This is a genomic window from Mycobacterium sp. D16Q16, assembly GCF_002013745.1.
Classification (GTDB): Bacteria; Actinomycetota; Actinomycetes; order Mycobacteriales; family Mycobacteriaceae; genus Mycobacterium.
On the sequence record NZ_MAEY01000023.1, the window covers coordinates 41,103 to 65,130 of the forward strand.

The following is a 24,028-nucleotide window of genomic DNA, read 5'->3' on the forward strand; positions in this document are numbered from 1 at the left end:
GAGGGAGGGGCGCGATGGACAACGCGGAAGCCAACGCAAGGATGCGGGAGACCCTCGCCCGGTTGGCGCCGGGCACACCCCTGCGCGACGGGCTGGAACGCATTCTTCGTGGTCGCACCGGGGCACTGATCGTTCTCGGCTACGACGACAAGGTCGAGAGCATCTGCGACGGCGGCTTCTCCCTTGACGTCGCCTTCGCACCCACCCGCCTTCGCGAGCTGTCCAAGATGGATGGCGCCGTGGTGCTGGACACGGACGGATCGCGCATCGTGCGCGCCAATGTGCAACTGGTGCCCGACCCGTCCATTCCGACCGACGAGTCCGGCACCCGGCACCGCTCCGCGGAGCGTACCGCCATTCAGACGGATTACCCCGTTGTGTCCGTGAGTCATTCGATGAACATCGTGAGCGTGTACACCGCCGGTATCCGGCACGTGGTCATGGATTCGGCGACAGTCATGTCGCGAGTCAACCAAGCGGTGTCCACCCTGGAGCGCTACAAAACGCGCCTGGACGAGGTGACCTCGTCGCTGTCCACCGCGGAGATCGAGGACTTCGTCACCCTGCGCGATGTCATGACGGTGGCGCAGCGCCTGGAGCTGGTGCGCCGGATCAGTCAGGACATCGAGCTCGACGTCATCGAGCTGGGTACCGACGGACGGCAGCTCAAACTGCAGATCGGCGAGCTAGTCGGCGATAACGACACCGAACGCGAGCTGCTGGTCCGGGACTATCACGCCAACCCCGAGCCACCGACGCAAGCGCAGATCGCCTCAACTCTTGAGGATCTGGACGCCCTCTCGGACACCGATCTGCTGGATCTGACGGTGCTGTCCCGGACATTCGGATACCCCTCCACTGTCGAAGCCCAGGACACCGCGATGAGCTCGCGCGGCTACCGGGTCATGACGCACATCCCACGGCTGCAGTTCGCACATATCGACAGGCTGGTCAGAGCCTTCGGATCCCTACAGGGGCTCCTGGCCGCCAGCGCGACAGACCTGCAGTCGGTGGAAGGCATCGGGGCCATGTGGGCCCGGCACATCAGGGAGGGTCTGTCCCGACTCGCCGAATCGACTCTTACCGAGCAGACCGGCTAGGCCGGTGGCCCCGCCGCCGGAGGTGCGTCGGCGGGCTTCTCACCGATGATGAAAGGCACTGGCGCGCTGCGCAGATCTCCGAGCTGCACCACCAGCGAGTAGGTTCCCGGACCGATGGCCGGACGCGGCAGCGGGCAGTTCGGCGCGGAGCCCATTCCGGTCCAGGTGACCTCGGTGGTCACCTGCTCACCCGGGTTGAAGGTCTTGATGGAGTTCTCCTGCGACGGAGCGCAGTCCAAGTTGGCCCAGATCCGCTTGTTGTCGACGCTGAACACCGACGCGGCCAGCACGGCTGCGCCCACATCCCGCTTGCACTGCACCAGGCCGATGTTGGTGACCACCATGGTGAACTTGGGCTGCTCACCGGCAAGATAACTGGGCTTATCACTGGAGGCCTTCACCGCAAGCGTCGCGTCGGGGCAGTCATCACCGGGGTTCAGCGCCACCGGCGGCACCAGCTCGGGCTTGGCAATGGGCGGTCCGTCATGGACCGGGGCATCCGCGGGCTTGTCGGACGGCTTTTTGATCTCGTTCGGCGGCAGGATGACCGGCTGACCGGCGGGGGCCGCCGCTTCGGCGGGCTGATCCGCGGCCTTGGTATCGGCTCCTGCACTGCCACCTACCAGCGCAAAGATCACCGCGGCGACGATGGCAACCACGACCACCGCCACGCCGATCGCGAGGGCGCGGCGCCGCCAGTAGATCTCTGAAGGCAGCGGGCCTGAGGGGTGCATGTCAATCACGATTCAACGGTAAGCGCAGGTCACTACGGGATGGCCGACCTCGCTCGGCGTGTCGGCGAGCTACGCAGACTTCACAGTGCTATTTGGGCCCCGTTTGGGGCTATCTACAGCCATCCCACGTCAGTTCACGCAGGGAACGCCACTGCTGCTGCCGACCACCGGCTTACCCGAGTCCGGCGGCGCGTAATCACTCGAGGACTCCGAACTCGAGTAGCTGGACATCGAGCTCGCGGTGCCACTGTCTTCAGCGCTCAATACATCGGATGGCGCGGAGTACCCGACGCCCAACATGACGCGAATTCGTCCGGGCGCCAACGTCGGATCCACACTGGGCTTCGCATCGATACCCAACATTGTGGACATCGCCTTGGCATCGGCATCGGCGCCTGCGCCGTAATCGATGGTGGTAGTGGTCGATTCGCCGCTTTCCGGATCCCGCACGTCGCCCTTGGTGTAGCCGCGACTGACGAGCGCCGACGAAATCGTCGACGCCAGACCGGAGGTGGAGGTGGCGTTCACGACATCGACGGTGCTGGTGGGCGTCGCCGGGGTCGACGCGGGCGCAGAATCCGAACCCGTGAAGGCCGCAGCAACCTTGGCCCGGATCGCGACCGGGTCAACGATGTTGACGTCCGCACCGTTGATGGTGTCGTATCGCACCACGGGCAACGTCTGGAAATTCACGTTGCCGTCCGCGATCTGCCCGATGCGCTGGAACTGCTTCTCGGTCCAGCCTTTTGACAGCACGACATCCTTGTGGACGACGTTCATCAGTCCGGTGAGTTTGGTGATGTCGGTCAGGGTGCCGGCATTACGCAGCTGCTGCATCACCGAGATCAGGAAGGCCTGCTGACGGTGGGTGCGATCGAGGTCGCCGTTCTCGAGCCCGTGGCGCTGACGCACGAACGCCAATGCCTGTGAGGCGTTGAGGGTTTGTTCTCCCGCCTGGAAGTTGGCGCCCGAGTAGCTGTCGTAGACGGCATTGTTCAGGCACACGGTGACCCCACCAAGCTCGGAGGCCAAGTCGTAGAAGCCGACCAGATTGACCTCGGCGAAGTAGTCGATGGGCTGACCGGTCAGACGGTGTACGGCATTGAGGGTGGCTCGGCGGCCCGCCTCGCGGCTCTGCTGCTCCAGTATCGCCTGATCGGTGATGCCCTCGTTGACGAGCTTGTCCGCCTCGTTGGCCTTGGTCAGGCCATAGGCTTCCTTGATCTTGATGTGCTTGTAGCCCGGTATGCCGTCGGCCGGGACCCAATCGTCACGGGGGATCGAGAACGCGGTGACCTTGTTGTCGGCGCCGACGTGCACGAGGATCAGGGTGTTGGTGTTGTAGCCGCCCGCATCCGAATCACCGGCGTGCAGCTGGTTCAGGACCGCTTTCGGCAGGTCGTTGCCGTCCTGATCCTTCCGCGAGTCGAGACCGATCAGCAGCATGTTCATGGAGCCGTCGCTCGATTTGCCACCTTCGGCCTCCGCCCCCGAGGTGGGGACGTGGCTGAACGCCTTGTAGAAGACCTGCCAACCGGCGCCGGTTACCACCAGGCTGCCGCAGGCGAGCAGTGCGAAGATGACCCGACCGGCCGCGGTTTTGCTTACCGACCAGCGGTTATTCGACTTAGGTAGTGCGTGCTTTGGCCGGCTGCGACCAGTGTCGCGGCTCATCGGTTACTACCCCGATGTGGCAGCAACGTACACACCGAACTACCCATCCCTCCCCCAGAGAAATCTGCATTCGTTCTAATTCTCCCATCACAGACAGCAAGATGCCATGTGACGTTTGCCGAATAGGCTTTGACCTGGGACTTAGAGCTTGTTACTGGCCGATGTCGCCGACGTGTCCGTGCAAAACGACGCGCCCGTCGGCGAGTTTGTAGGTCAGATACACCAGCGCGAGCTTCTTGGCCTTGACCGCATCGGCCACCACTTGCGAGCGCTGCAGCAGCTTGATGCCGGTCTCCTCGACGTGGCGAGCCTCAAACTCATCGATCCGGGTCAGCCCGTCTTTGCGGCCGCCCAGGATCGAGGGCATCACCCGCACCACCAGATCCCTGATATGCCCGCCCGGTACCTCACCGGTGTCCAGAGCCTGCACCGTGGCACCCACCGCGCCGCAGGAGTCATGCCCCAAGATCGCGATCAGCGGCACACCCAACACCGCCACCGCATATTCGATCGAACCCAGCACCGCCGAGTCGATCACCTGCCCCGCGGTGCGCACGATGAACATGTCGCCCAGGCCCTGATCGAAAATGATCTCCGCGGCCACCCGGCTATCCGAGCAGCCGAACAGCAGCACATGGGGGTTCTGGCCATTAGCCAGCTCGGTACGACGCGCGACGCTCTGGCTCGGGTGCTGCGGATAACCGCCGACAAAACGCTGGTTACCCTCTTTGAGTGCCTTCCAGGCGGACCTCGGATCAGCTGTCATACCCGTCATTGTGCCCTGACGAACTTTTGGACTGGTTTGATGTCGCCGAGCGTGACCTACCGTGGCGTCACCCCGGGGCGACACCGTGGCACATCCTCATCAGCGAGGTGATGCTCCAGCAGACCCCGGTGTCCCGGGTAGAGCCGGTGTGGCGGGAATGGGTGGCACGTTGGCCGGTGCCCTCAGCGATGGCGAAAACGTCTGTGGCAGAGGTGTTACGGGCATGGGGAAAGCTCGGTTATCCGCGCCGCGCCATGCGGCTGCATGAGTGCGCGACCGTGCTGGCCCGTGACCATGGCGATCAGGTGCCCGACGATGTGGAGACACTGCTCACGCTTCCTGGCGTGGGTGCGTACACGGCGCGCGCCATTGCCTGCTTCGGGTACGGGCAGCGGGTTCCCGTGGTGGACACCAATGTTCGCCGGGTGATCGCGCGAGTGGTGCACGGTGTCGCGGACTCGGCACCCTCGGCGCGGGACTTGCGGGACGCCGAGGCGCTACTGCCCGTCGACAACGGGGCACGGTTCTCAGCGGCGCTGATGGAGTTGGGCGCCCTGGTGTGCACCGCCCGCGCACCGCAGTGCCCGCTGTGTCCGCTCAGTTCTTGCGGGTGGCACGAGGCGGGACACCCCGAATTGGACACACCGGTGCGAGCGGTGCAGAAGTATGCCGGCACCGATCGTCAGGTACGTGGGCGACTGTTGGATGTGTTGCGCGGCAGCAGCATTCCGGTAACGCGGGCACAGCTCGACGTGGTGTGGCTTTCCGACATCGCCCAGCGCGACCGCGCGTTGGATTCACTGTTGGTCGATGGATTGGTGGAGCAGACCGCGGATGGGCGCTTCGCGCTGGCTGGCGAGGGCGGCTAGCCGACAGCCACCGCGAAGGTCTTGCGGTAATCGGTGGGTGTGATGCCGACGCCACGGCGGAAGTGATGACGCAGCAGGATCGCGGTACCAAAACCGCTGTGCGCCGCGACGGTATCGATATCCAGATCCGTCTCTTCGAGCAATCGCCGGGCGAGCAGCACCCGCTGGTCGATGATCCAGCGCATCGGCGTCACACCGGTCTGATCGGTGAACTTACGGGCGAATGTGCGGGTCGACATATGCACGCGTGCAGCAAGATCGGCCACCGTATGCGTCTGGTCGATGTTTTCGATCAACCAATCGAAAAGCCCGCCAAAGCCGTTGGTATCCACATCGGGCACTGGCTGTGGGATGAATTGACGTTGACCGCCCGCACGCTGTGGCGGCACCACCATGCGTCGCGCGATCTTGTTGGTGATTTCGCTACCCAACTCACGCCGCACCAGATGCAGGCAGGCATCGATGCCGGCGGCCGTCCCCGCGCTGGTGATGAGGTCGCCGTCGTCGACGAACAACACATCGCGATCGACGGTCGCCGTCGGATACCGGCGGGCCAACTCGTCGGTGTACATCCAGTGCGTGGTGCAGCGGCGTCCGTCCAGCAGCCCCGCCGCTCCCGCGATGAAGACACCCGAACAGACGGTAAGCACGGTGGCTCCGCGGTCTGCCGCCGCACGCAGTGCTTCCAGAGCCTCCGGCGGATAGCCATGAGTAAAGGGGCGGGCAGGAACCGCCACCAGATCGGCGTCGGCGAGCCCCTCGAGTCCGCGATCCGGGATGATCGACGCCCCCACCGTGGTGCGCAGTGGAACACCGGCCTCTACCCCGCAGACGCGGAAATCGAAGTTCGGAACGCCGTCTCGGGCGCGGTCAATGCCAAAGACCTCGCAGATCACCCCGAACTCGAAAACGGCAACCTGATCGAGGACTAGGGCCGCCACCGAACGCAACATGGCTGAATATTATCGAAGATCGTCAATACCGCCACTGTTGGCGTGATATTTACCAGCACACAATTATTGCCATGACCATCTTCGCCGCCATCCTCGTCCTTATATCTCCGTTCGCCCTGGCGGTCGCACTGAGCTGGATCGCCCGCCGAAACAAGACCTTTCGCATCCACCTCGATCAGTTCCGGGTCGCAGCGCCCCTCGGCGGAACCTTCGCCGATGACCGCGACCTACAACGGCAGCTGCACGAAATGGAAGTAATCCACTCTCGGCGCTAGCGGACTACCGGACTCGATGCGCGGCGATGAATTCCGTGAGCGCGGACCGGTACCGTTCGGGAGCGTCGTCGTGTATCAGGTGCCCCGCTCCTTCAATCTTCAAATAAGTTGTCTTCCAACCTGTTTCAGCCATCTGGCGCATCTGCCCGGTCGGCGCCACCGTGACTGACGCCTCCAGCAATAGCGATGGACAACGCACCCCCCGCCACTGGTCCCAGAATTCACGGACGCCCCATTCCGCGGCGGTGGATATCCACTTGTCGATCGGGCCATGCAATCGCCAGCCCTCGGGTACTCGGTCAAACGCTTCCAGAAAGTACTGTCCCGCAACAGCTCCGAACCTACTGGTGACGTCGGCGGCAGACGTGAAGACTTCTGGCCAGGAATACAGCCAGGGTTCCCAGGGGCCCGTGGTGCCGCCGACGAAATCGGGGGCCATGTCCTCCACCACCAGGGCCGACACCAGCTCCGGATGCTCCGCCGCCAGACACCACGAATGCAGTCCACCCATGGAGTGACCAACGAGGACGGCCGGACCGCCAAGGGCACCCACCGCATTCGCGAGGGCCTCGACATAACGCTCTGTCGAAATCGGTTGGGAATCAACGACGTCATGTCCGCGATGCCACGGCGCGTCATAGGTGTACACCCGGCCCAGCTCCCGCAGCCAAGGCAACTGCCGTGACCAGGTGTTTCCACGGCCCATCAGACCGTGCACAAGGACGATGGACGGCGCCCCCGAGTCTTCCGGCAGACCGCCTTGGTCGAACAGACGGTCTGGGTCCATGTCTGTCATCATCGCCCCAATCATCGCCCCGAATCATGCGGGAGCCCGCACGGTAGCCTGAACCCATGTCCGTGGTGAAGATCAACGCAATCGAGATCCCCGAGGGTGCAGGTCCGGAGCTGGAGAAGCGGTTCGCTCACCGCGCCGGAGCAGTCGAGAACCAGCCAGGATTCCTGGGCTTTCAGCTGCTGCGCCCCGTCAAGGGAGAAGACCGCTACTTCGTGGTCACCCAGTGGGAGTCCGAAGAGGCCTTCCAGGCCTGGGCCACCGGTCCGGCGGTCGAAGCACATGCCGGCCAGCAGGCCAAGCCCGTGGCTAAGGGTGCCCACCTGCTGGAGTTCGAGGTTGTGCTCGACGTGACCGGGGCCGCCGCCAAGGCGTGAGTAGGAGTTTGCTGCGCGCGCGCATGACGCGCGCCGTTTCGGTATGCACGGTGGCAGTGGTGGCCTTATCGGTGGGCAGCACAGCGGGGTGTGGCATCAAGCTGCGACAGGTGCCGCATGGCGACGTGGATACGAGCACGCCCCCGGGCCTGCGCTCACAACAGCTGATCGACATGTTGAACTCCAACTGGCCGATCGGCAAGCAGGGCGTGGCGACGCTCGCCGCCGCCAACAAGGTCGACGACTACACCGAGATCATGACCAAACTGTGGGTCGATCGCCCATACAAGGTGAGCTCCGTGGATCTGGCTGCCAATAGCTCCACCGTCCACCTGATCGCACCCTATGGCGCCAATGTCGATATCGGGCTGCGCACCAACACCAAGGGGGATGTCGACAGGCTGGTTCCGTATCAGCAGCCCCCGACCATCGCCGACTGGTCCGACGTCGACGCCGTGCTGTCGGCATCGGGCGGCCGGTACTCCTACCGGGCGTCCAAGATCGTCAACGGTCAATGCGAGCAGGTCGCCGGAACCAATACCTCCGAATCCATGCCGCTGGCTTCGGTTTTCAAGCTCTATGTGCTGTTGGCCACCGGTACCGCCATCAATGCGGGCACCCTCACCTGGGACGACCAACTCACCGTCAGCGATCGCGGCAAGGCGCTCGGAAGTTCGATGGACAAGCTCCCCACCGGCTCCACGGTGTCGGTGCGCACCGCCGCCCAGAAGATGATCTCAGTGAGCGACAACATGGGCACGGACATGCTGATCAACCGCCTCGGTCGCCAGGCGATAGAAAAGGCCCTTGCCGACGGCGGGCATCATGACCCGGCATCGATGACCCCCTTCCCCACCATGCATGAGCTGTTCAACATTGGGTGGGGAATACCCGATGTCCGCCAGCAATGGAAGGACGCCACCACACCGGCCCAGCGCGGGCAGATGCTCGCCGAAGCCGACACCCACGACTACAAGCTGGATCCGGACCGGACCACCACGCCCGCATCGAAATTCGGCATCGAGTGGTACGGCAGCGCCGAAGACATCTGCCGGGTCCACGCGGCACTGCAGAAGGTCGCCGTCGGCCCGGCGGCTCCGATTCGCGGCATCCTGTCAGCAGAACCCGGTATCGATCTGCACAGCGAGAACTGGCGCTACATCGGCGCCAAAGGTGGCAACCTGCCCGGCGACCTCACATTCAGCTGGTACGCCGAGGATCGCAACCGCCAGCCGTATGTGGTGAGTTTCCAGCTGAATTGGGACCGCGCGTTCGGCCCCGGCGCGGCCGGATGGGTCATCGGCCTGGCCAAGGGCGTCTTCAAGAAGCTGGGATGAGCGCCCGCGCGAAGACCGTCACACCCCGATGAGCGCCCGCGCGAAGACCGTCACACCCCGATGAGCGCCCGCGCGAAGACCGTGGCTCTCTAGCTAGCCGGTAACGGATGTCTCGGCATTGACGGGCTTACGCCCGATAACCGTCGCGAACCCGAGACCGATCGTCGCCCACATAATCGCCTGCGTTGTGAACGAGTACAGCCGGAACAGATACAGATCGTGCGCCGGGAAACCCGGATAGACGATCTTCCCGTCGGCATCGAGCAGCGGTTGCGGCGCTTCGACAAATCCCGGCGTCACAGCCATGACGAGCCCGACCAGCACGATGAACACCGCAGCGGCAACAAGAGTGGCTGTCCAGGTATCGACGCGCTCGGAGAGCTTTCGACCCGCCCACAGCGCCACCGCCAACGCGATCGCGGCGACGAGGATCATCAGCACGAAGTACCCGGTGCGCTCCTTGATGGTGCCCTCTGCGCTCGCCGCAGGCGGGTTGGCCGGGAACTTCAGGAACGGCACCACATACAGCACCAGAAACAGCCCGCCCGCGACGGCGAGAGCCTGCGTGCGCGGGCTCAGATTGCCGACCCGTCCGATCGCCACCACGTACGCCACCGCGAACAGCGCGCCCATCGCGATTCCGAATCCGATGACACCGAGCGCCAGGCCCGCATTGGCCTGTGCGAAGCGGCTGAACAGCTCCGCGCCCTCGTGATGGGCGTGGATACCGGCGGCCTCATCGAGCACGCCCTGCGCCTCGCCTCTGCCCTCCTCATAGGCGATCGCCCTGTTGATGACGGGCTCCACAAAGATCCATCCGAAGATGAAGGACAGCAGGCCACCCAGTGCGCCGAAACCTAAGCCGCGCAGAATTATTGACTTTTCCATGTATTCGGCCCGCTGCTAGTGGCAGGGGAAGCCGAGCAGGTGGCGGGCGTCATGCACGAACTCGTGAACGTGCATATCGCTGCCGAAGATCGACACCGCACCCTGGTCGATGCCGATGAAGTAATAGGCGAGCAGACCCAGGAGGGTGGTCACGCTCAACCACAGCGCGGCCTGGGGAATCGACACCGCAACCGGATGGCTGGCGGACGTTGTGTGTGCCATGTTGCTCCTTTTCGGAATACCGCGTCCCGATCTGTTCTTGTCGACGGCGGGGTCTGACTCTCACAGTGGCGCGACCGTCCTGGGATTACACCAGGTTCCCGTCCTGTCGAAGGACCAGTTGAGCTTAGTCGACGCGGCTGGGCTGCGCGTTCGAGTGATAGTTTTGGCCCCGCATTGGTTTTTCCGAGAGCGCCAGGGAAGTGCTCCCGGAGATCGCAAGAGGGAATCCGGCGTGAATCCGGAACTGCCCCGCAGCGGTATGTGGAAACGACAGCGGCACCTAAGAGCACTGGGTCCAGGCCCGGGAAGCAGCCGCCAGTAGGTGAGGCTCGCAAGGCCTCGTGTCCACGAGTCCGAAGACCTGCCAACGCGGCCGCACCACCCGGTGCAGTCATTCGCCAGTGCCGAGGGATCGCCTGGTGGGTAGTGCCTGACTTGGCGTATCCGTCATGCCCCGCGGTCGGCGACCCGACGACGCAGGAAGACCGATGCCCGCAGCACAACACGAGCGGCCGGTGGTCCTCGCGGCGGCCGGTGGCCTGGTGGCACTGGTGCTGCTGTCGGTCGGTGCGCTCGCGTTCGGTACCGCCGACGTGCCCTGGCGCGACTGTCTGCACTTCCTCTGGGTCGGCACCACGGGCGGGTCCATTCGGGCCGCCGACGCGGCGAATTACCGGATCGTCATCGAGTCCCGGCTGCCCCGGGTGATTCTTGCGATCCTTATCGGCGCCGGACTGGCAGTGGTGGGCGTGCTCGTGCAGGCAATGGTCCGCAATGCCCTGGCCGATCCGTACGTTCTCGGCATCTCGTCGGGGGCCTCGGTGGGCGCCACCGCCGTGGTGGTCTATGGGGTGCTCGGCACCTTCGGCGCCTACGCGCTGTCGCTGTCCGCATCCCTCGGCGCCCTCGCAGCGACCGCACTCGTGTACCAAATCGCTCGAACACCACAGGGTTTGGTGCCGCTGCGACTTGTTCTGGTGGGCACCGCGGTGGGCTACGGACTGTCCGCGGTGACGACCGTGCTGGTGTTCTTGGCGCCGAACGGCGAAGCGGCGCGCAGCGTCATGTTCTGGCTGCTCGGCAGCCTGGGGGCGTCGTCCTGGGACAAGGTTCCGGTGGCGCTCGCGGCGACCGTAATCGGGATCGTCTGCGTCGCGGGGCTGGCCCGCCAACTGAACGCCCTGTCCATGGGCGACGAGGTGAGCGCGTCCCTGGGTCTGCACGCCGGGCGGTTCCGGGTGGCACTGTTCGTGCTGTCGGCCGCTATGACCGGATGTTTTGTCTCCATATGCGGAGCCATCGGATTCGTGGGACTGGTCATTCCGCACGCGGCACGGCTGCTGGTCGGCGCGGACCACCGCCGGGTCTTGATCGTGGCTCCGGTACTGGGCGCGTGCTTCCTCGTCGCCGCCGATCTCGTTGCAAGGACGATGATTCCGCCCCAGGAGCTTCCGCTGGGTGCGATCACCGCGGCCGTCGGAGTACCGGTCTTCGTCGGCTTGATGCGCCGGCGCGCGATGTCTGCGGGAGCTGTCGGCTGATGGACGTCACCTATCGGAGCGTGTCGGTCGACATCGCCGGCAACCGGATCGTCTCCGGCATCGACATGCGGGTCGCGGCCGGGGGGTTCGTGGGAATCGTCGGCCCCAACGGCAGCGGCAAGTCGACAACCCTGCGCTGCTTGTACCGCGCGCTCACTCCCACCACCGGCGACGTAGCGGTCAGCGGCGTGTCGGTACGGGCCATCAGCATGCGGGAGAACGCCCGTCAGGTGGCGGCGCTGACTCAGGACATGTCCTTGGATTTTGATTTCACGGCCGCAGAAGTGATCGCCACCGGCCGGCTGCCGCACGGCACGTCGCTGCGCAGCACCTCCGAACAGGACCGGCGCATCTGCGCGGAGGCGACCGAGACGGCGGATGTGACCGCGCTGGCCGACCGTAGGTTCAGTTCCCTCTCGGGCGGGGAACGCCAACGGGTTCTCATCGCCCGCGCGCTCGCACAGCAACCGCGTGTCTTGGTGCTGGACGAGCCCACCAATCATCTGGATGTGCGCCATCAGTATTCGATACTCAGCTCGGCACAGATGCTGGGCGTTACGGTCATCGCCGCTCTGCACGACCTCAACCTCGCGGCACAGTATTGCGACACGATCCACGTCATGGCCGAGGGGCGCATCGTGCTCTCGGGCCCACCGCGCGAGGTCATCACTGCCGAATCCATCGGCCAGTGGTTCGGCATCGGCTGTCATGTCATCGCACACCCACGAAGCGGTGTTCCGCAGATCATCTTCGACGCTCAGCCCGAAAGACAGGAGAAGGAATGAAGGCACTCATCGGCGTGACGGTGGTGGTGTCGGTGCTCTCAGCGGGCTGCGCGACCATCGAGGCGCAGAGCCCCGGAACCGAGCGGGTGTCCGTCGATAATTGCGGTGCACCGCTTGATGTCCCGGTCCCGGTTACCCGAGCCGTCAGCAATGACACCGGGGTAACCGAGCTGATGTTCGCGCTCGGCCTACAGGACCGGATGGCCGGCTACTTCCTGGACGCCGGACAAGATCGCGACATCAACACCTCGCCGTGGAAGGCGCAGTTCGAGTCCGCCACCAACCTGGGGCAGGGATTCACTCGTGAGGCAGTGCAAGCCGCGCGTCCCGATCTCGTGTTCGCGGGGTGGAGCTACGGATTCAACGAGACCTCCGGGCTGACCCCGGATTGGGTGCGGTCCATCGGGGCGGTGCCCTATCAGCTGACCGAGGCGTGCCGTCAGCCCGGAACCGTCCGGCGCGGTATCAAGCCTCCCCTTGACGCGCTCTACGAGGATCTGGCCAACCTCGGGGCCATCTTCGGAGTTCAGGACCGCGCAACAGAGTTGATCGCCACATACCGCAGGACCATTGAGGCCGTACAGTCACGTCTGCCGCAGGGCAAGCCGCCCGCACGTGTCTTCTTGTACGACAGCGGCGAGGCCGAACCGTTCACCTCCGGCAGGAACGCCGCACCCCAACAGATCATCGAGAAGGCCGGGGGCCGGAACGTCTTCTCAGATCTCGACGACAGCTGGACCACCAGCGCGTGGGAGACGGCCGCCCAGCGCGACCCTCAGGTGATCATCATCTGCGATTACGGGGTGGGCCCCAACAACACGGCCGACGCAAAGATCAACCTGCTCAAGGCACAGCCACTGATGAAGCACACCCAGGCGGTCCGCGATGGGAACTTCATCGTGCTGCCCTACGCCGCCCTGGTCGAGGGACCGCGCAATCCGGATGCCATCGTCACCTTGGCGAACTATCTGCGCGACAAGGGATTCTGAACGCTGTCGGCTTCTGGAGTTAGGGTGACGACATGAGCTCGCCCACCACCCTCGGCCTCATGGTGCCGCCATCACTTCCACCGGAACGGCTGCTCGAGATCGCGCGTGCGGCCGAAGCCGCCGGGCTCGACCACCTGTGGGTCTGCGAGGACTGCTTCGCCACCACATCGATCGCGTACGCCTCCCTGGCCCTTGCGTCCACCGAACGGATCAGTGTCGGAACTGGTTTCCTCTCGGCACCGGTACGCAATGTCGTGACGGCAGCAATGGACTACAGCATCCTGGCGCGCAATTTCCCTGGCAGGTGCTGCCGGGGATCGGGCACGGCTGGCAGCCTCACATGGAACAAATTGGCGCCAAGGTCGGCTCGCCCCTGACGCTGCTCCAGGAGTACGCGACGGCACTGCGGGATCTGTTGGCGGGCAAGGAGGTCAGTGCCGCCGGGCGATATGTGCGGCTGAAAGAGGTCCGGCTGGACTGGCCGCCCGCGGAACCGCTGCCCATCATGATCGGCGCGAACGGGCCCCGCTCGCTACGACTGGCCGGCCGCCTGGGCGATGGCACCTTGCTGACCAGCATGGTTCCCGCCGACACCGTCGCCGCGCACTGCGCTCTGATTGACCCCGGCCCCGATCACCGGATCTTCCTGAGCCGAACCATCAGTGTCGGGCCCGGCGCCGCCCAACTCATCGCGAACGACCCCGGCCACTACCCCGGGATCTCCTTCGACGCTTCGGCGAGCATCGGCGGAGATGCCGCCGAGGTCGCCGGGAAGCTCCGCGCGCTACGAGACCTCGGCGTCACGGATTTCATCGCATCACCGACCGGAAACGAACCCGATCTCATCGGATACATCCACAGCCTGGGCCAGGAAGTGCGACCCCTGCTGCACGCCTGAGGTCCCAATACGCACAAAACGCCGGGTGTGAGCTGTGAGGCTCGCACCCGGCGCTTTGTGGGTTGTCTACTCCGAGGCGGAGGCCGCCAGGTCGGCGGCCGGCTCCTCACCGGTGACCAGCGCGGGCTTCGGACGGCCGACGAACGTGAACTTCGCGTCCTCGCCGGCGCCTTCGCCGTCCCAGCCCTCGACATCGACCGTGATCAGCTCGCCGGCACCGATCTCGTTGAAGAGAATTTTCTCCGAGAGGGTGTCCTCGATCTCGCGCTGGATGGTCCGGCGCAGCGGCCGCGCACCCAGCACCGGGTCGAACCCGCGCTTGGCGAGCAGCGACTTGGCCTTGTCGGTGAGCTCCATCGCCATGTCCTTGACCTTGAGCTGCTTGCCCACCCGCCCGATCATCAGATCGACCATCTCGATGATCTGCTGCTGAGTCAGCTGCTCGAAGACGATGATGTCATCGATGCGGTTCAGGAACTCGGGCCGGAAATGCTTCTTGAGCTCGTCGTTGACCTTCTGCTTCATCCGCTCGTAGTTGGAGCCGCCGCCACCCTCGGAGAAGCCGAGGCCCACGGCCTTCGAGATATCCGAAGTGCCCAAGTTCGAGGTGAAGATCAGCACCGTGTTCTTGAAATCGACCGTGCGACCCTGACCGTCGGTGAGACGACCATCCTCGAGCACCTGCAACAGGGTGTTGTAGATCTCCTGGTGAGCCTTCTCGATCTCGTCGAACAACACAACGCTGAACGGCTTGCGACGCACCTTCTCGGTGAGCTGACCGCCCTCCTCGTATCCGACGTATCCCGGAGGAGCGCCGAAAAGCCTTGACGCGGTGAAGCGGTCGTGGAACTCGCCCATGTCGATCTGGATGAGCGCATCGTCGTCGCCGAACAGGAAGTTGGCCAGCGCCTTGGACAGCTCGGTCTTACCGACACCCGACGGTCCGGCGAAGATGAACGAACCCGAGGGACGCCGTGGGTCCTTCAGACCGGCACGGGTGCGGCGGATCGCCTTCGAGACTGCCTTGACAGCGTCCTCCTGGCCAATGATCCGCTTGTGCAGTTCCTCTTCCATGCGCAGCAGCCGAGTGGTCTCTTCCTCGGTCAGCTTGAACACGGGGATACCGGTCCAGTTGCCCAGCACCTCGGCGATCTGCTCATCGTCAACCTCAGCGACCACGTCCAGATCGCCTGAACGCCACTGCTTTTCACGATCCGCTCGCTGAGCGACCAACTGCTTCTCAGAATCGCGCAGGCGCGCCGCCTTCTCGAAGTCCTGAGCGTCGATGGCCGATTCCTTCTCCCGGCGGGCATCGGCGATCTTCTCGTCGAACTCGCGCAGGTCTGGCGGAGCGGTCATCCGGCGGATACGCATGCGGGCGCCCGCCTCATCAATCAGGTCGATCGCCTTGTCCGGCAAGAACCGGTCGTTGATGTACCGGTCGGCCAGGGTGGCCGCCGCAACCAGCGCGCCGTCGGTGATGGACACCCGGTGGTGCGCCTCGTAGCGGTCGCGCAGACCCTTGAGGATCTCGATGGTGTGCTCGACGGTCGGCTCACCCACCTGCACCGGCTGGAAACGACGCTCCAGGGCGGCGTCCTTCTCGATGTACTTGCGGTACTCGTCGAGAGTGGTCGCACCGATGGTCTGCAGCTCGCCACGGGCCAGCTTGGGCTTGAGGATCGAGGCCGCGTCGATAGCGCCCTCGGCCGCGCCCGCACCAACCAGTGTGTGCAGCTCGTCGATGAACAGGATGATGTCGCCGCGAGTGTTGATCTCCTTGAGCACCTTCTTGAGGCGTTCCTCGAAGTCACCGCGGTAGCGGCTGCCGGCCACCAGGGACCCGAGGTCCAGGGTGTACAGCTGCTTGTTCTTGAGGGTCTCGGGTACCTCGCCGTGCACGATGGCCTGCGCCAGGCCCTCGACGACGGCAGTCTTGCCGACACCGGGCTCACCGATCAGCACCGGGTTGTTCTTGGTGCGGCGGCTCAGCACCTGCATGACCCGCTCGATTTCCTTCTCGCGACCGATGACCGGGTCGAGCTTGCCTTCCATGGCAGCAGCGGTCAGGTTGCGCCCGAACTGGTCGAGGACCAGCGAGGTCGACGGGGTCCCGGCCTCACCACCACGGCCTCCGGTACCGGATTCGGCGGTCTCCTTGCCCTGGTAACCGCTCAGCAGCTGAATGACCTGCTGGCGCACCCGCGTCAGTTCGGCGCCCAGCTTGACGAGCACCTGCGCCGCGACGCCTTCACCCTCACGGATGAGGCCCAGCAGGATGTGCTCGGTGCCGATGTAGTTGTGGCCGAGCTGCAGCGCCTCGCGCAGGCTCAGTTCCAGCACCTTCTTGGCGCGCGGAGTGAAGGGAATGTGCCCGGACGGTGCCTGCTGCCCCTGGCCGATGATCTCCTCGACCTGGCTGCGCACCCCTTCCAGGGAAATACCCAGCGACTCCAGCGACTTGGCGGCAACGCCCTCGCCTTCGTGAATCAGACCCAGCAGGATGTGCTCGGTGCCGATGTAGTTGTGATTGAGCATGCGGGCCTCTTCTTGGGCCAGCACAACCACCCGCCTTGCGCGGTCAGTGAATCTCTCGAACATCGGTCTCCCTCGCTTCCTCGTCCGGCCTTTGCGCAAGCGGTTCTTGGTGCCGCTCGGGGCTCCCCCCAAACGGCTCATCTCCGCTGGCACTAGGACCTAATCGCCACTCTAGTGGTCAGCCGTGGTCGGTGCGGTGCTCGCATACCAGGAGACGGCCCCTGAGGGTACTCAGAGGAACCCGCGGAACCCGGAGGAACCGTCCCCAAATATACGAATCACCGCACCCGGCGGTGCTTGTTAGGCAACCGAACAACGCCAGATGCGGTGAAAACGTTTCCGATTTTGCCCCGGCTTCGCCGTAAGCGAAATTCCCGGGGAGACGTGCCCGTCGGCAGTCTTAGTTGGCCGCGTTGAACGCGTCAATGACTTCGGCGGGAATACGGCCGCGTGAGGACACATTGTGCCCTTCCTTGCGTGCCCACTCCCGGATGGCTGCACTCTGCTCACGATCGATGCTCGCGCGCCCGCGACCCGTGCCCGAGCTCCCCCGCCCACGACGACGCCCGCTGACACGTCGAGCGTGCTCGACCCATGTAGAGAGCTGATTGCGCAGCTTCTCTGCATTCTTAGAAGAAAGGTCGATCTCATAAGTCACGCCGTCAATACCGAATTCAACGGTCTCATCGGCAGGCGCTTCGCCATCGACGTCGTCGACAAGCGTGACCGTGACCTTCTTAGCCATTCCCTTTGTCCTTCCAAAAGCAGAACCCCCGTTGGTCCGCCTCAAACATGCCACGGATTGCCGCAAAGTTCAACATACGCGCAAGGCTGCGCGTGTTCCGCTCAAGGCAAGCGATTCACTACACTCATAGTTGAAAAGTGAGACAAAATTCGAACGCGTAGATCAAAGCGTCGGTCTGACAATCGGAAACAAGATCGTCTCGCGAATTCCCAGTCCGGTAAGCGCCATCAACAAGCGGTCGATACCCATCCCGGTTCCGGCCGCGGGTGGCATCGCATGTTCCATCGCGCCGAGGAAGTCTTCATCCAGGCTCATCGCCTCATCATCACCGGCAGCAGCCAATCGTGCCTGGTCAGCGAACCTTTCACGCTGGATCACCGGGTCAATCAACTCCGAGTATCCGGTCGCCAATTCAAAGCCGCGCACATACAAGTCCCACTTCTCGGTGACACCCGCGATGCTCCGGTGCTGACGAGTCAGTGGGGATGTCTCCACTGGGAAATCCCTAACAAACGTCGGTGCGTACATTTTGTCGCCGACCTGGTGTTCCCACAGTTCTTCGATGAGTTTTCCGTGACCGTAACCGCGGTCTGTGGGAATCTCTGCACCCACCTGATCAGCGATCTTCCATAGCGTGGCAATCGGTGTATCGGGGGTGATCTCCTCACCAAGAGCTTCCGACAACGACGGATACATCTCCAACGTCGTCCACTCGCCGTCCAAGTCGTAGCTCGATCCGTCGGGCAACGTCACCTGCCTGGTGCCCATTGCATCGTCCGCTACCTCCTGGATGAGCTCGCGGATCATTGTTGCGGCGGTGTCGTATGTGCCGTACGTCTCATATGTTTCCAACATCACGAATTCGGGAGAATGCGTCGAATCTGACCCTTCATTTCGGAAAACTCGGTTGAGCTCGAAAATCTTGTCGAAGCCGCCAACAAGAGCCCTTTTCAGGAAAAGTTCCGGCGCAATACGCAGATACAGGTCGATATCGAGTGCGTTGGAATGCGTAATGAACGGGCGAGCGGCAGCACCTCCGGCGAGGGTCTGCAAGATCGGCGTCTCCAACTCCAGGAATCCGCGACGGTGCAGAGCGTCACGAATAGCGCGCATCACCGCGACCCGCTGCCGCGCAATCTGGCGCGCCTCCGGCCGCACGATGAGATCCACGTATCGCTGGCGCACTCTGGTCTCTTCGGACATCTCCTTATGAGCAACGGGCAGCGGGCGCAGGGACTTGGAGGCCATCTGCCAGCCGTCTGCCAGGACACTCAGTTCGCCGCGCCGTGAGCTGATGACCTCGCCCTGCACGAACACGATGTCACCAAGGTCCACATCGGTCTTCCAGTCGGCGAGTGCCTGTTCGCCAACACCGCCGAGACTGATCATGACCTGCAATGACGTGCCGTCACCCTCCTGCAGCGTCGCGAAACACAGCTTGCCGGTATTGCGGGAGAAAATGACGCGACCCGAAACACCCACCTGGTCACCCGTGCTGGTATCTGTCTCCAGATCCACGTAAGCATCGCGAATCTGCTTGAGGCTGTGGGTCCGCGGCACCTCTACCGGATACGGCTGGATGCCCTCGGCGAGCAGCTTCTCGCGCTTGGCCTGCCGAATGCGAAATTGTTCCGGCAAGCTGGTCTGCGCGTCAGGATCAGTCACGTCTCGGCAGCTTAGCGGTAGTGCCTCGCGCCGGAAGTGCGCTGCCGATTCTTACGTATGGATCTCTATTTGGCCGCGCGGGCCTTGCCGCGCTGGTCAGCCCGGTTGCGCTCGTACACCAGCCGCAGGCCGTCGAGCGTGAGATGTTCCTCGTAGCGGTCGACGGTATGCGTCTCGGGGAGGATCAGCGGGGCAGTGTGACCCGTGGCCACCACCGTGGCGCCGGCGCCACTGAAGCCGTCGATATCGCGACGCACCCGCTCCACCAGCCCGTCCACCAGCCCCGCGAACCCGAAAACCGCTCCCGATTGCATGCACTCGACCGTGTTCTTGCCCACGACGGAACGCGGCCGGGTCAGCTCGACCCGCCGCAGGGCGGCGCTGCGGGCCGCCGCGGCATCGGAGGACACCTGCACACCCGGGGCAATGGCACCCCCCAGGAACTCGCCCTTGGCCGATACCACATCCACACAGATCGACGACCCGAAATCCACCACGATGCATGCCGACCCGAATCTGTGATGCGCGGCAAGACAATTCACAATTCGGTCGGCGCCGACCTCTTTCGGATTGTCGACAAGAAGCGGAAGGCCAGTGCGAACACCCGGCTCGATGAGGACCTGCGGAACGGCCGACCAGTACTGGTCGAACATGCCCCGCATTTCGTGCAGCACAGATGGCACGGTGGACAGTGCCGCAACCCCGGTCAACGTCTCACTGTCGTCGCCGATCAGTCCGTCGATGGTGAGTGCCAGCTCGTCGGCGGTGATCTCGGTTTCCGTACGAATTCGCCAGTGCTGAACAACCTTGGCGTGCTCGCCGGTACCCGCGACCAGACCGAGAACGGTGTGCGTGTTGCGTACGTCGATGGCCAGCAGCACGGCTACACCAAACCGCGTGGCGACACCAAGCCGAAGTTCTCGGGCACATACGCCGGATCGTCAGAGTGCTCGCCCAGTTCGACCTGTTTGTTGTCTGAGTCAACAAACACCACACGCGGAGCGAAGACGCGAGCTTCCGCATCGGTCATCACACCGTAGGCGATGATGATCACCAGATCTCCCGGGTGCACGAGATGCGCTGCGGCACCATTGATCCCGATGACCCCGCTGCCACGCGTACCAGTGATCGCGTAGGTCTCCAGCCGGGCGCCGTTGTTGATGTCCACGATGGTGACCTGCTCACCCTCCAGCAGGTCCGCGGCCTCCATCAGATCGGGATCGATGGTGACCGAGCCGACGTAGTGCAGATCCGCATGCGTCACGGTGGCGCGATGGATCTTTGATTTCATCATTGTCCGGAACATCATGTCCTCCAGTCAGTTTCGCCATGGTAATGCGTGATCGGGGTCGGCGGGTCCGGAGGAACCGATTCCGCCGCCCAATTCCAAGGGAACATTGTCTAAAAGCCGGGTTGAGCCCAGCCTGGCCGCCACCAGCATGCGGCCGGGTCCTTGCGCGGGAGCCGGGCCGAGATCGGCGCCGCGAATCTCCAGGTAGTCCACCTCGATGGCGGGTACCTCATCGAGCACCGCACGAGCCGCGTCCAGAGCCGATTCCGAACCGCCTGCGGCCGAATAGATTCCGGCAAGTAGCGCCGCCGACAGCGCGCCCGCCTGCTCGCGGTGCTCGTGGCTCAGGTAGACATTCCGTGAGGACATCGCCAATCCGTCCGCCTCACGGACAATCGGTATCGGGACGATGCGCGTCTTGAGGTTGAGATCGGCGACCATCTGCCTGATGAGCACCAGCTGCTGGTAATCCTTCTCACCGAAGTACGTCTGGTCTGGAGCCACGATCTGCAGCAGCTTGAGAACCACCGTCAGCATTCCGGCAAAATGCGTTGGACGAGAGGCACCCTCGAGATCGGCGCCAAGCGGTCCGGGCTGGACGGTAGTGCGCTGACCGTTGGGATACATCGCCTCCGCATTGGGAGCGAAGACCAGCTCGACACCCTCACCGCGTAGTTTCTCGACGTCCGATTCCAGTGTGCGCGGGTAGGCATCGAGATCCTCGCCAGCACCAAACTGCAGGGGATTGACGAAGATCGACACAACGACCACAGCGCCGGGCACCTTCCGGGCGTGCCGGACCAGTGTCAGATGCCCCTCGTGTAACGCACCCATGGTCGGTACCAACATGATCCGGCGGCCGGTATGCCGCAATGCCTTCGACACGTCGTACATCGTGTCGGGATCGTGGTGAACAGTGAGTTCTCCACTGACATAGCCCTTCGGCCCCTTCGGCCCGTACAAACTCGTCATCAAACAGCCCTATCTAGTCCGGGGTTCCAGTGCGGCGAAAACCGATTGGGGTGCGTGCGCACGCTGCGCGGTACGGCGAGCATCGGCGCGATACGCCTCGGCCAGCGCCGGATCAGTCTCGGCGAGTGCGTCGAGATGGCGCTCGACAGCGGCACCGTCGCCGCGCGCCACCGGGCCCGTCAGAGCGGCCTGACCACGCTCCAGCGCGTTGGTAACGGCGGCGCGCACCAAAGGTGCCAGCATCCGTTCGGGCAGCCCGCCCGGACCATCACCAATTGTCTCCTGCCCCAACAGCTCCTGCCCCCAGAGTGCTGAACGCAACGCCTCAACCGCATCCAGAACCAGCGTCACCACATGGTTGCTGCCGTGCGCCAGAGCCGCGTGATAGAGAGTACGGGCGTCTTCGCGCACGCGCACCGGTTCGCCACCAATCTCCAGCACCAACGCCGTACCGATGGCATACCCGGTCTCATCGGCGGCAGTAATTCCGAAGCAAGAGTTGGTAAGTCGTTCAATATCTTCGTCACCGCCGGCGAAGGTCATGGCGGGATGGATGGCCAGCGGGATGCAACCGAGGGCAGTCAGCGGCTCCAGGATTCCAACGCCGTTGGCGCCCGAAGTGTGCACCACGATGGATCCGGGCCGTACCGAACCGGTGGCGGCAAGCCCCGAGACCAGCGGCGCCAGCTCGTGGTCCGGCACCGCGAGGATCAACAGTTCGGCGCGTGGAGCGACCTCTTGGGCGGGCAGAATCTGACTTTCCGGAAGGTGCCGCTCAGCCCGCCGCCGCGAGGCGTCGGATACCGCGCTGCATGCGACGACAAAATGGCCCGCAGCCTCCAGCGCGACACCCATGGCCGTACCCACTCGGCCGGCGGAGATGATCCCGATCGCCAGACGCGCGGGCCGCAAGCCGTCGAATGGCCCATCGGCTTGGCTATCAGCATTGAAAGCCTCAGACATGGCGAACGAGACACCTCGCAGACTAGATACGTTCCAGTCCTGCCTGGCAGGTACCGGACGGTCATCAGCAGGCTAGTCCCACCGCAGCGCTATCGGCAGGGGCCTAGGCCGTTAGATTGCTCACTTTCACGCACGATGACCAAATCCGCTGAGGTCAATCCTCGCGGCGCCTCCGGCGGCCGCCACCGGACTCGGATGACTCGGAGGGATCGCTTTGGAGGCGCCCCAGCAGGTCGGCGACCGAGAAGCCGCCGGTTTCCTCGACACGGCGCCGGCCGCGGGTCTCGTCGGACTCCTCGGGTTCCGGAGCCCGGCGCCGGCCGCCCTTCTCCTCGGGTTCCGGCGCGCGGTGGCCGCCCGCACTCTCGGGATGGCTCGGCTGTTCAGGCGCCGGCGGAGGCGGAGGATAGGACGGCTCGGGTGCCCAATGCCCGCCACCAGCGGCCTCGGGCGCGGTCGGCGCCTGGTGTCGTGACGGAGTCCCCGAGTGACGCCCTACGGGTGGTTCCGCCTGGTACGGGGCAGGTGCCGGTGCAGGTTCCTGGGCGGCCCAATTGCTTCCGGAGGTTCCGGGAGGCAGCCATTGACCTTCGGCGGGTGCCGGAGCCCAGGCACTCGGAGGTGGCGGTGGCGGCGCGTTCCAGTCTGGAGCAGGCGCGTTCCACGCGGGCTGAGGGGCGGGCTGCTCCGGTGGGGCCATCGGCTGAGGCGCGGGATCCCAGTCCTCGCCGTCGGCCGCGGCATCCCAATCCTCTTGCCTGGCAGCCCAATACGGTGGCTGTACGGATTCCGCGGCGGCCGGGGCCGCTGGAACCACGGGTTCACGCTTCGGTATCGGGGGCTGGGCCACATGCGGTTCGGGCTGCGGACGCCAATGCGTCCCGGAGGACACCGGCTGCTGATACGGCTCCGGCTCGTGAGGTTGAGCGGACCCGTAGTACGGAGGTGCCGGATAGGGCGGGGTGGGAGGTGCCTCGTCCACGTCGACGTGATGCGGATCCTCGGCGACATCGATGATCGGGTATTCCGATGTCCGATTGTCTTCCTCGACCGCGGTGACGTCCTGATACTCGGCGGCGGGCGTGGGTTGCGGCTCGCGCACGGAAGGGGCGAACGCGGCTGCGGGTGCGCCCGCGTTCGGTGCGGGCACCGGCTCGGCACCAGGCCAGGGCCCCAGCGCCCGAATCGGATCGTGTTCGATCGCGGGCCGATCACTGAGCTCGGTGTTGAAAAGAATCTCCAGATTGGTGCGCAGCGCGGCGAGCTCGGCGCGCAGCGTTGCGATCTCGTCGGCGGCCTGCGCCTCGATCTCCCCCGCCAGCTGCTGACGCAATCTGCTCTCGACCGTCAATTCGTACTCGCGTCGCGCCGAAATCTCCCGGTCCAGCTGCAGGTCGTAGACGAGTTTCTGGTCACGCACCTTGGCCTGGTCGGTATCGCTCTGCCGGCGGTAGGTCAGCGCGGCGAAAGAAGCGATGACGGCAGCCCATAGCGCCAGCAACAAACCGACGCGCAAATAGATGGCCTTATCGGTGAAAACCAGGGCAATCCCGGACCCGATCGCCAGCACCAGCAACGCCGTCAGCAACGCCCACCCCGGGCGTCGGCTGCCACGCCGCGGCTTCGCCGCTCGGGTCGGAATGGTCATGGGGG

General features: G+C 64.4%; 23 protein-coding genes, 1 pseudogene and 1 riboswitch. Of the genes and pseudogenes, 9 read left to right on the top strand and 15 right to left on the bottom strand.

Features of this window, described 5'->3' with window-relative positions; genetic code table 11:
• Positions 1-14: 14 nt before the first annotated feature.
• A complete protein-coding gene (gene disA / locus B4394_RS20865; protein WP_078300464.1) occupies positions 15-1,100 on the top strand; it encodes a DNA integrity scanning diadenylate cyclase DisA in 1,086 nt (361 codons plus the stop codon).
• Here the strand turns inward: disA and B4394_RS20870 are convergent.
• The 3 genes from B4394_RS20870 to B4394_RS20880 all read right to left on the bottom strand — a co-directional run bounded on the left by B4394_RS20870 (position 1,097) and on the right by B4394_RS20880 (position 4,274).
• Positions 1,097-1,840, bottom strand: coding sequence for a hypothetical protein (locus tag B4394_RS20870; RefSeq protein WP_078311649.1), 744 nt, complete (start codon positions 1,838-1,840; stop codon positions 1,097-1,099). The genes disA and B4394_RS20870 overlap by 4 nt on opposite strands.
• A gap of 123 nt (positions 1,841-1,963) precedes the next feature.
• On the bottom strand, positions 1,964-3,508 hold the full coding sequence (locus tag B4394_RS20875) for an LCP family protein (RefSeq protein WP_078316167.1): 1,545 nt from the start codon (positions 3,506-3,508) through the stop codon (positions 1,964-1,966).
• 151 nt (positions 3,509-3,659) lie between these two features.
• Positions 3,660-4,274 carry a carbonic anhydrase gene (locus tag B4394_RS20880; RefSeq protein ID WP_078316226.1) on the bottom strand — a complete coding sequence of 205 codons (615 nt, stop codon included), beginning with the start codon at positions 4,272-4,274 and terminating at the stop codon, positions 3,660-3,662.
• Positions 4,275-4,300: 26 nt separating this feature from the next.
• Here B4394_RS20880 and B4394_RS20885 point away from each other — a divergent pair, with 26 nt between their 5' ends.
• Positions 4,301-5,143 carry an HhH-GPD family protein gene (locus B4394_RS20885; RefSeq protein ID WP_139360357.1) on the top strand — a complete coding sequence of 281 codons (843 nt, stop codon included), beginning with the start codon at positions 4,301-4,303 and terminating at the stop codon, positions 5,141-5,143.
• Here B4394_RS20885 and B4394_RS20890 read toward each other — a convergent pair.
• The gene (locus B4394_RS20890; protein WP_078292597.1) at positions 5,140-6,096 is read right to left on the bottom strand and encodes a helix-turn-helix domain-containing protein; all 957 of its coding nucleotides are present in this window, start codon (positions 6,094-6,096) and stop codon (positions 5,140-5,142) included. The two genes, B4394_RS20885 and B4394_RS20890, sit on opposite strands and share 4 nt — an antisense overlap.
• 71 nt (positions 6,097-6,167) lie before the next feature.
• On the opposite strand from B4394_RS20890, the gene B4394_RS20895 reads away from it, so the two are divergent.
• The gene (locus B4394_RS20895) at positions 6,168-6,371 is read left to right on the top strand and encodes a hypothetical protein (RefSeq protein ID WP_078292596.1); all 204 of its coding nucleotides are present in this window, start codon (positions 6,168-6,170) and stop codon (positions 6,369-6,371) included.
• A 4-nt stretch (positions 6,372-6,375) separates the two neighbouring features.
• On the opposite strand, the gene B4394_RS20900 is transcribed toward B4394_RS20895, so the two are convergent.
• Entirely contained in the window at positions 6,376-7,158 is a 783-nt protein-coding gene (locus B4394_RS20900) for an alpha/beta fold hydrolase (protein WP_078311652.1), read from the bottom strand.
• Between the two features lie 65 nt (positions 7,159-7,223).
• Here B4394_RS20900 and mhuD point away from each other — a divergent pair, with 65 nt between their 5' ends.
• Together mhuD and B4394_RS20910 are read left to right on the top strand one after the other, a co-directional pair.
• Positions 7,224-7,541, top strand: a complete 318-nt coding sequence (gene mhuD, locus B4394_RS20905) for a mycobilin-forming heme oxygenase MhuD (protein ID WP_046252406.1) — start codon at positions 7,224-7,226, stop codon at positions 7,539-7,541.
• Between the two features lie 23 nt (positions 7,542-7,564).
• Positions 7,565-8,878: a serine hydrolase gene (locus tag B4394_RS20910; protein ID WP_078316168.1), complete on the top strand. Its 1,314-nt coding sequence runs from the start codon at positions 7,565-7,567 to the stop codon at positions 8,876-8,878.
• 93 nt (positions 8,879-8,971) lie between these two features.
• Here the strand turns inward: B4394_RS20910 and B4394_RS20915 are convergent, their stop codons facing one another.
• Positions 8,972-9,766, bottom strand: coding sequence for a CbtA family protein (locus tag B4394_RS20915; protein ID WP_078311504.1), 795 nt, complete (start codon positions 9,764-9,766; stop codon positions 8,972-8,974).
• 15 nt (positions 9,767-9,781) lie between these two features.
• Positions 9,782-9,988, bottom strand: coding sequence for a CbtB domain-containing protein (locus B4394_RS20920; RefSeq protein ID WP_078292593.1), 207 nt, complete (start codon positions 9,986-9,988; stop codon positions 9,782-9,784).
• Positions 9,989-10,146: 158 nt separating this feature from the next.
• A riboswitch (cobalamin riboswitch) is annotated at positions 10,147-10,371 on the top strand.
• Between the two features lie 105 nt (positions 10,372-10,476).
• On the opposite strand from B4394_RS20920, the gene B4394_RS20925 reads away from it, so the two are divergent.
• From B4394_RS20925 to B4394_RS20945, 4 genes and pseudogenes are all read left to right on the top strand, one after another.
• On the top strand, positions 10,477-11,529 hold the full coding sequence (locus B4394_RS20925) for a FecCD family ABC transporter permease (protein ID WP_078316169.1): 1,053 nt from the start codon (positions 10,477-10,479) through the stop codon (positions 11,527-11,529).
• A complete protein-coding gene (locus B4394_RS20930; RefSeq protein WP_078311506.1) occupies positions 11,529-12,314 on the top strand; it encodes an ABC transporter ATP-binding protein in 786 nt (261 codons plus the stop codon). Before B4394_RS20925 ends, B4394_RS20930 begins: the two co-directional genes overlap by 1 nt.
• Positions 12,311-13,303 (top strand): ABC transporter substrate-binding protein, encoded by a 993-nt coding sequence (locus B4394_RS20935; RefSeq protein WP_078311507.1) that lies wholly within the window; start codon positions 12,311-12,313, stop codon positions 13,301-13,303. The genes B4394_RS20930 and B4394_RS20935 overlap by 4 nt, the downstream gene beginning before the upstream one ends.
• Positions 13,304-13,362: 59 nt before the next feature.
• A pseudogene (locus tag B4394_RS20945) lies at positions 13,363-14,201 on the top strand (LLM class flavin-dependent oxidoreductase).
• 66 nt (positions 14,202-14,267) lie between these two features.
• Here B4394_RS20945 and clpC1 read toward each other — a convergent pair.
• The 8 genes from clpC1 to B4394_RS20985 all read right to left on the bottom strand — a co-directional run bounded on the left by clpC1 (position 14,268) and on the right by B4394_RS20985 (position 24,023).
• Positions 14,268-16,802, bottom strand: coding sequence for an ATP-dependent protease ATP-binding subunit ClpC (clpC1, locus tag B4394_RS20950; protein WP_078311509.1), 2,535 nt, complete (start codon positions 16,800-16,802; stop codon positions 14,268-14,270).
• Between the two features lie 337 nt (positions 16,803-17,139).
• Positions 17,140-17,484, bottom strand: a complete 345-nt coding sequence (gene lsr2 / locus B4394_RS20955; protein WP_078292586.1) for a histone-like nucleoid-structuring protein Lsr2 — start codon at positions 17,482-17,484, stop codon at positions 17,140-17,142.
• A 162-nt stretch (positions 17,485-17,646) separates the two neighbouring features.
• Positions 17,647-19,149, bottom strand: a complete 1,503-nt coding sequence (lysS, locus tag B4394_RS20960; RefSeq protein WP_078311510.1) for a lysine--tRNA ligase — start codon at positions 19,147-19,149, stop codon at positions 17,647-17,649.
• A gap of 65 nt (positions 19,150-19,214) precedes the next feature.
• Positions 19,215-20,030 carry a type III pantothenate kinase gene (locus tag B4394_RS20965; RefSeq protein ID WP_078311511.1) on the bottom strand — a complete coding sequence of 272 codons (816 nt, stop codon included), beginning with the start codon at positions 20,028-20,030 and terminating at the stop codon, positions 19,215-19,217.
• 2 nt (positions 20,031-20,032) lie between these two features.
• A complete protein-coding gene (gene panD / locus B4394_RS20970) occupies positions 20,033-20,455 on the bottom strand; it encodes an aspartate 1-decarboxylase (protein WP_078311653.1) in 423 nt (140 codons plus the stop codon).
• Between the two features lie 12 nt (positions 20,456-20,467).
• The gene (panC, locus tag B4394_RS20975) at positions 20,468-21,412 is read right to left on the bottom strand and encodes a pantoate--beta-alanine ligase (protein WP_078316172.1); all 945 of its coding nucleotides are present in this window, start codon (positions 21,410-21,412) and stop codon (positions 20,468-20,470) included.
• A gap of 9 nt (positions 21,413-21,421) precedes the next feature.
• Positions 21,422-22,375, bottom strand: coding sequence for a Rossmann-like and DUF2520 domain-containing protein (locus B4394_RS20980; RefSeq protein ID WP_078316173.1), 954 nt, complete (start codon positions 22,373-22,375; stop codon positions 21,422-21,424).
• 154 nt (positions 22,376-22,529) lie between these two features.
• The gene (locus tag B4394_RS20985) at positions 22,530-24,023 is read right to left on the bottom strand and encodes a DUF6779 domain-containing protein (protein WP_139360352.1); all 1,494 of its coding nucleotides are present in this window, start codon (positions 24,021-24,023) and stop codon (positions 22,530-22,532) included.
• Positions 24,024-24,028: the final 5 nt, after the last annotated feature.

Excerpts from the sequence above, each read along its gene's own strand:
- B4394_RS20875 (WP_078316167.1), bottom strand. The coding sequence starts at position 3,508 with ATGAGCCGCGACACTGGTCGCAGCCGGCCAAAGCACGCACTACCTAAG.
- B4394_RS20890 (WP_078292597.1), bottom strand. The coding sequence starts at position 6,096 with ATGTTGCGTTCGGTGGCGGCCCTAGTCCTCGATCAGGTTGCCGTTTTC.
- B4394_RS20915 (WP_078311504.1), bottom strand. The coding sequence starts at position 9,766 with ATGGAAAAGTCAATAATTCTGCGCGGCTTAGGTTTCGGCGCACTGGGT.
- panD (WP_078311653.1), bottom strand. The coding sequence starts at position 20,455 with ATGTTCCGGACAATGATGAAATCAAAGATCCATCGCGCCACCGTGACG.
- B4394_RS20980 (WP_078316173.1), bottom strand. The coding sequence starts at position 22,375 with ATGTCTGAGGCTTTCAATGCTGATAGCCAAGCCGATGGGCCATTCGAC.
- B4394_RS20895 (WP_078292596.1), top strand. The coding sequence starts at position 6,168 with ATGACCATCTTCGCCGCCATCCTCGTCCTTATATCTCCGTTCGCCCTG.
- B4394_RS20880 (WP_078316226.1), bottom strand. The coding sequence starts at position 4,274 with ATGACAGCTGATCCGAGGTCCGCCTGGAAGGCACTCAAAGAGGGTAAC.
- B4394_RS20900 (WP_078311652.1), bottom strand. The coding sequence starts at position 7,158 with ATGGACCCAGACCGTCTGTTCGACCAAGGCGGTCTGCCGGAAGACTCG.
- lsr2 (WP_078292586.1), bottom strand. The coding sequence starts at position 17,484 with ATGGCTAAGAAGGTCACGGTCACGCTTGTCGACGACGTCGATGGCGAA.
- panC (WP_078316172.1), bottom strand. The coding sequence starts at position 21,412 with ATGACGAGTTTGTACGGGCCGAAGGGGCCGAAGGGCTATGTCAGTGGA.
- B4394_RS20985 (WP_139360352.1), bottom strand. The coding sequence starts at position 24,023 with ATGACCATTCCGACCCGAGCGGCGAAGCCGCGGCGTGGCAGCCGACGC.
- clpC1 (WP_078311509.1), bottom strand. The coding sequence starts at position 16,802 with ATGTTCGAGAGATTCACTGACCGCGCAAGGCGGGTGGTTGTGCTGGCC.
- B4394_RS20910 (WP_078316168.1), top strand. The coding sequence starts at position 7,565 with ATGACGCGCGCCGTTTCGGTATGCACGGTGGCAGTGGTGGCCTTATCG.
- B4394_RS20930 (WP_078311506.1), top strand. The coding sequence starts at position 11,529 with ATGGACGTCACCTATCGGAGCGTGTCGGTCGACATCGCCGGCAACCGG.
- B4394_RS20925 (WP_078316169.1), top strand. The coding sequence starts at position 10,477 with ATGCCCGCAGCACAACACGAGCGGCCGGTGGTCCTCGCGGCGGCCGGT.
- B4394_RS20935 (WP_078311507.1), top strand. The coding sequence starts at position 12,311 with ATGAAGGCACTCATCGGCGTGACGGTGGTGGTGTCGGTGCTCTCAGCG.
- mhuD (WP_046252406.1), top strand. The coding sequence starts at position 7,224 with ATGTCCGTGGTGAAGATCAACGCAATCGAGATCCCCGAGGGTGCAGGT.
- B4394_RS20920 (WP_078292593.1), bottom strand. The coding sequence starts at position 9,988 with ATGGCACACACAACGTCCGCCAGCCATCCGGTTGCGGTGTCGATTCCC.
- disA (WP_078300464.1), top strand. The coding sequence starts at position 15 with ATGGACAACGCGGAAGCCAACGCAAGGATGCGGGAGACCCTCGCCCGG.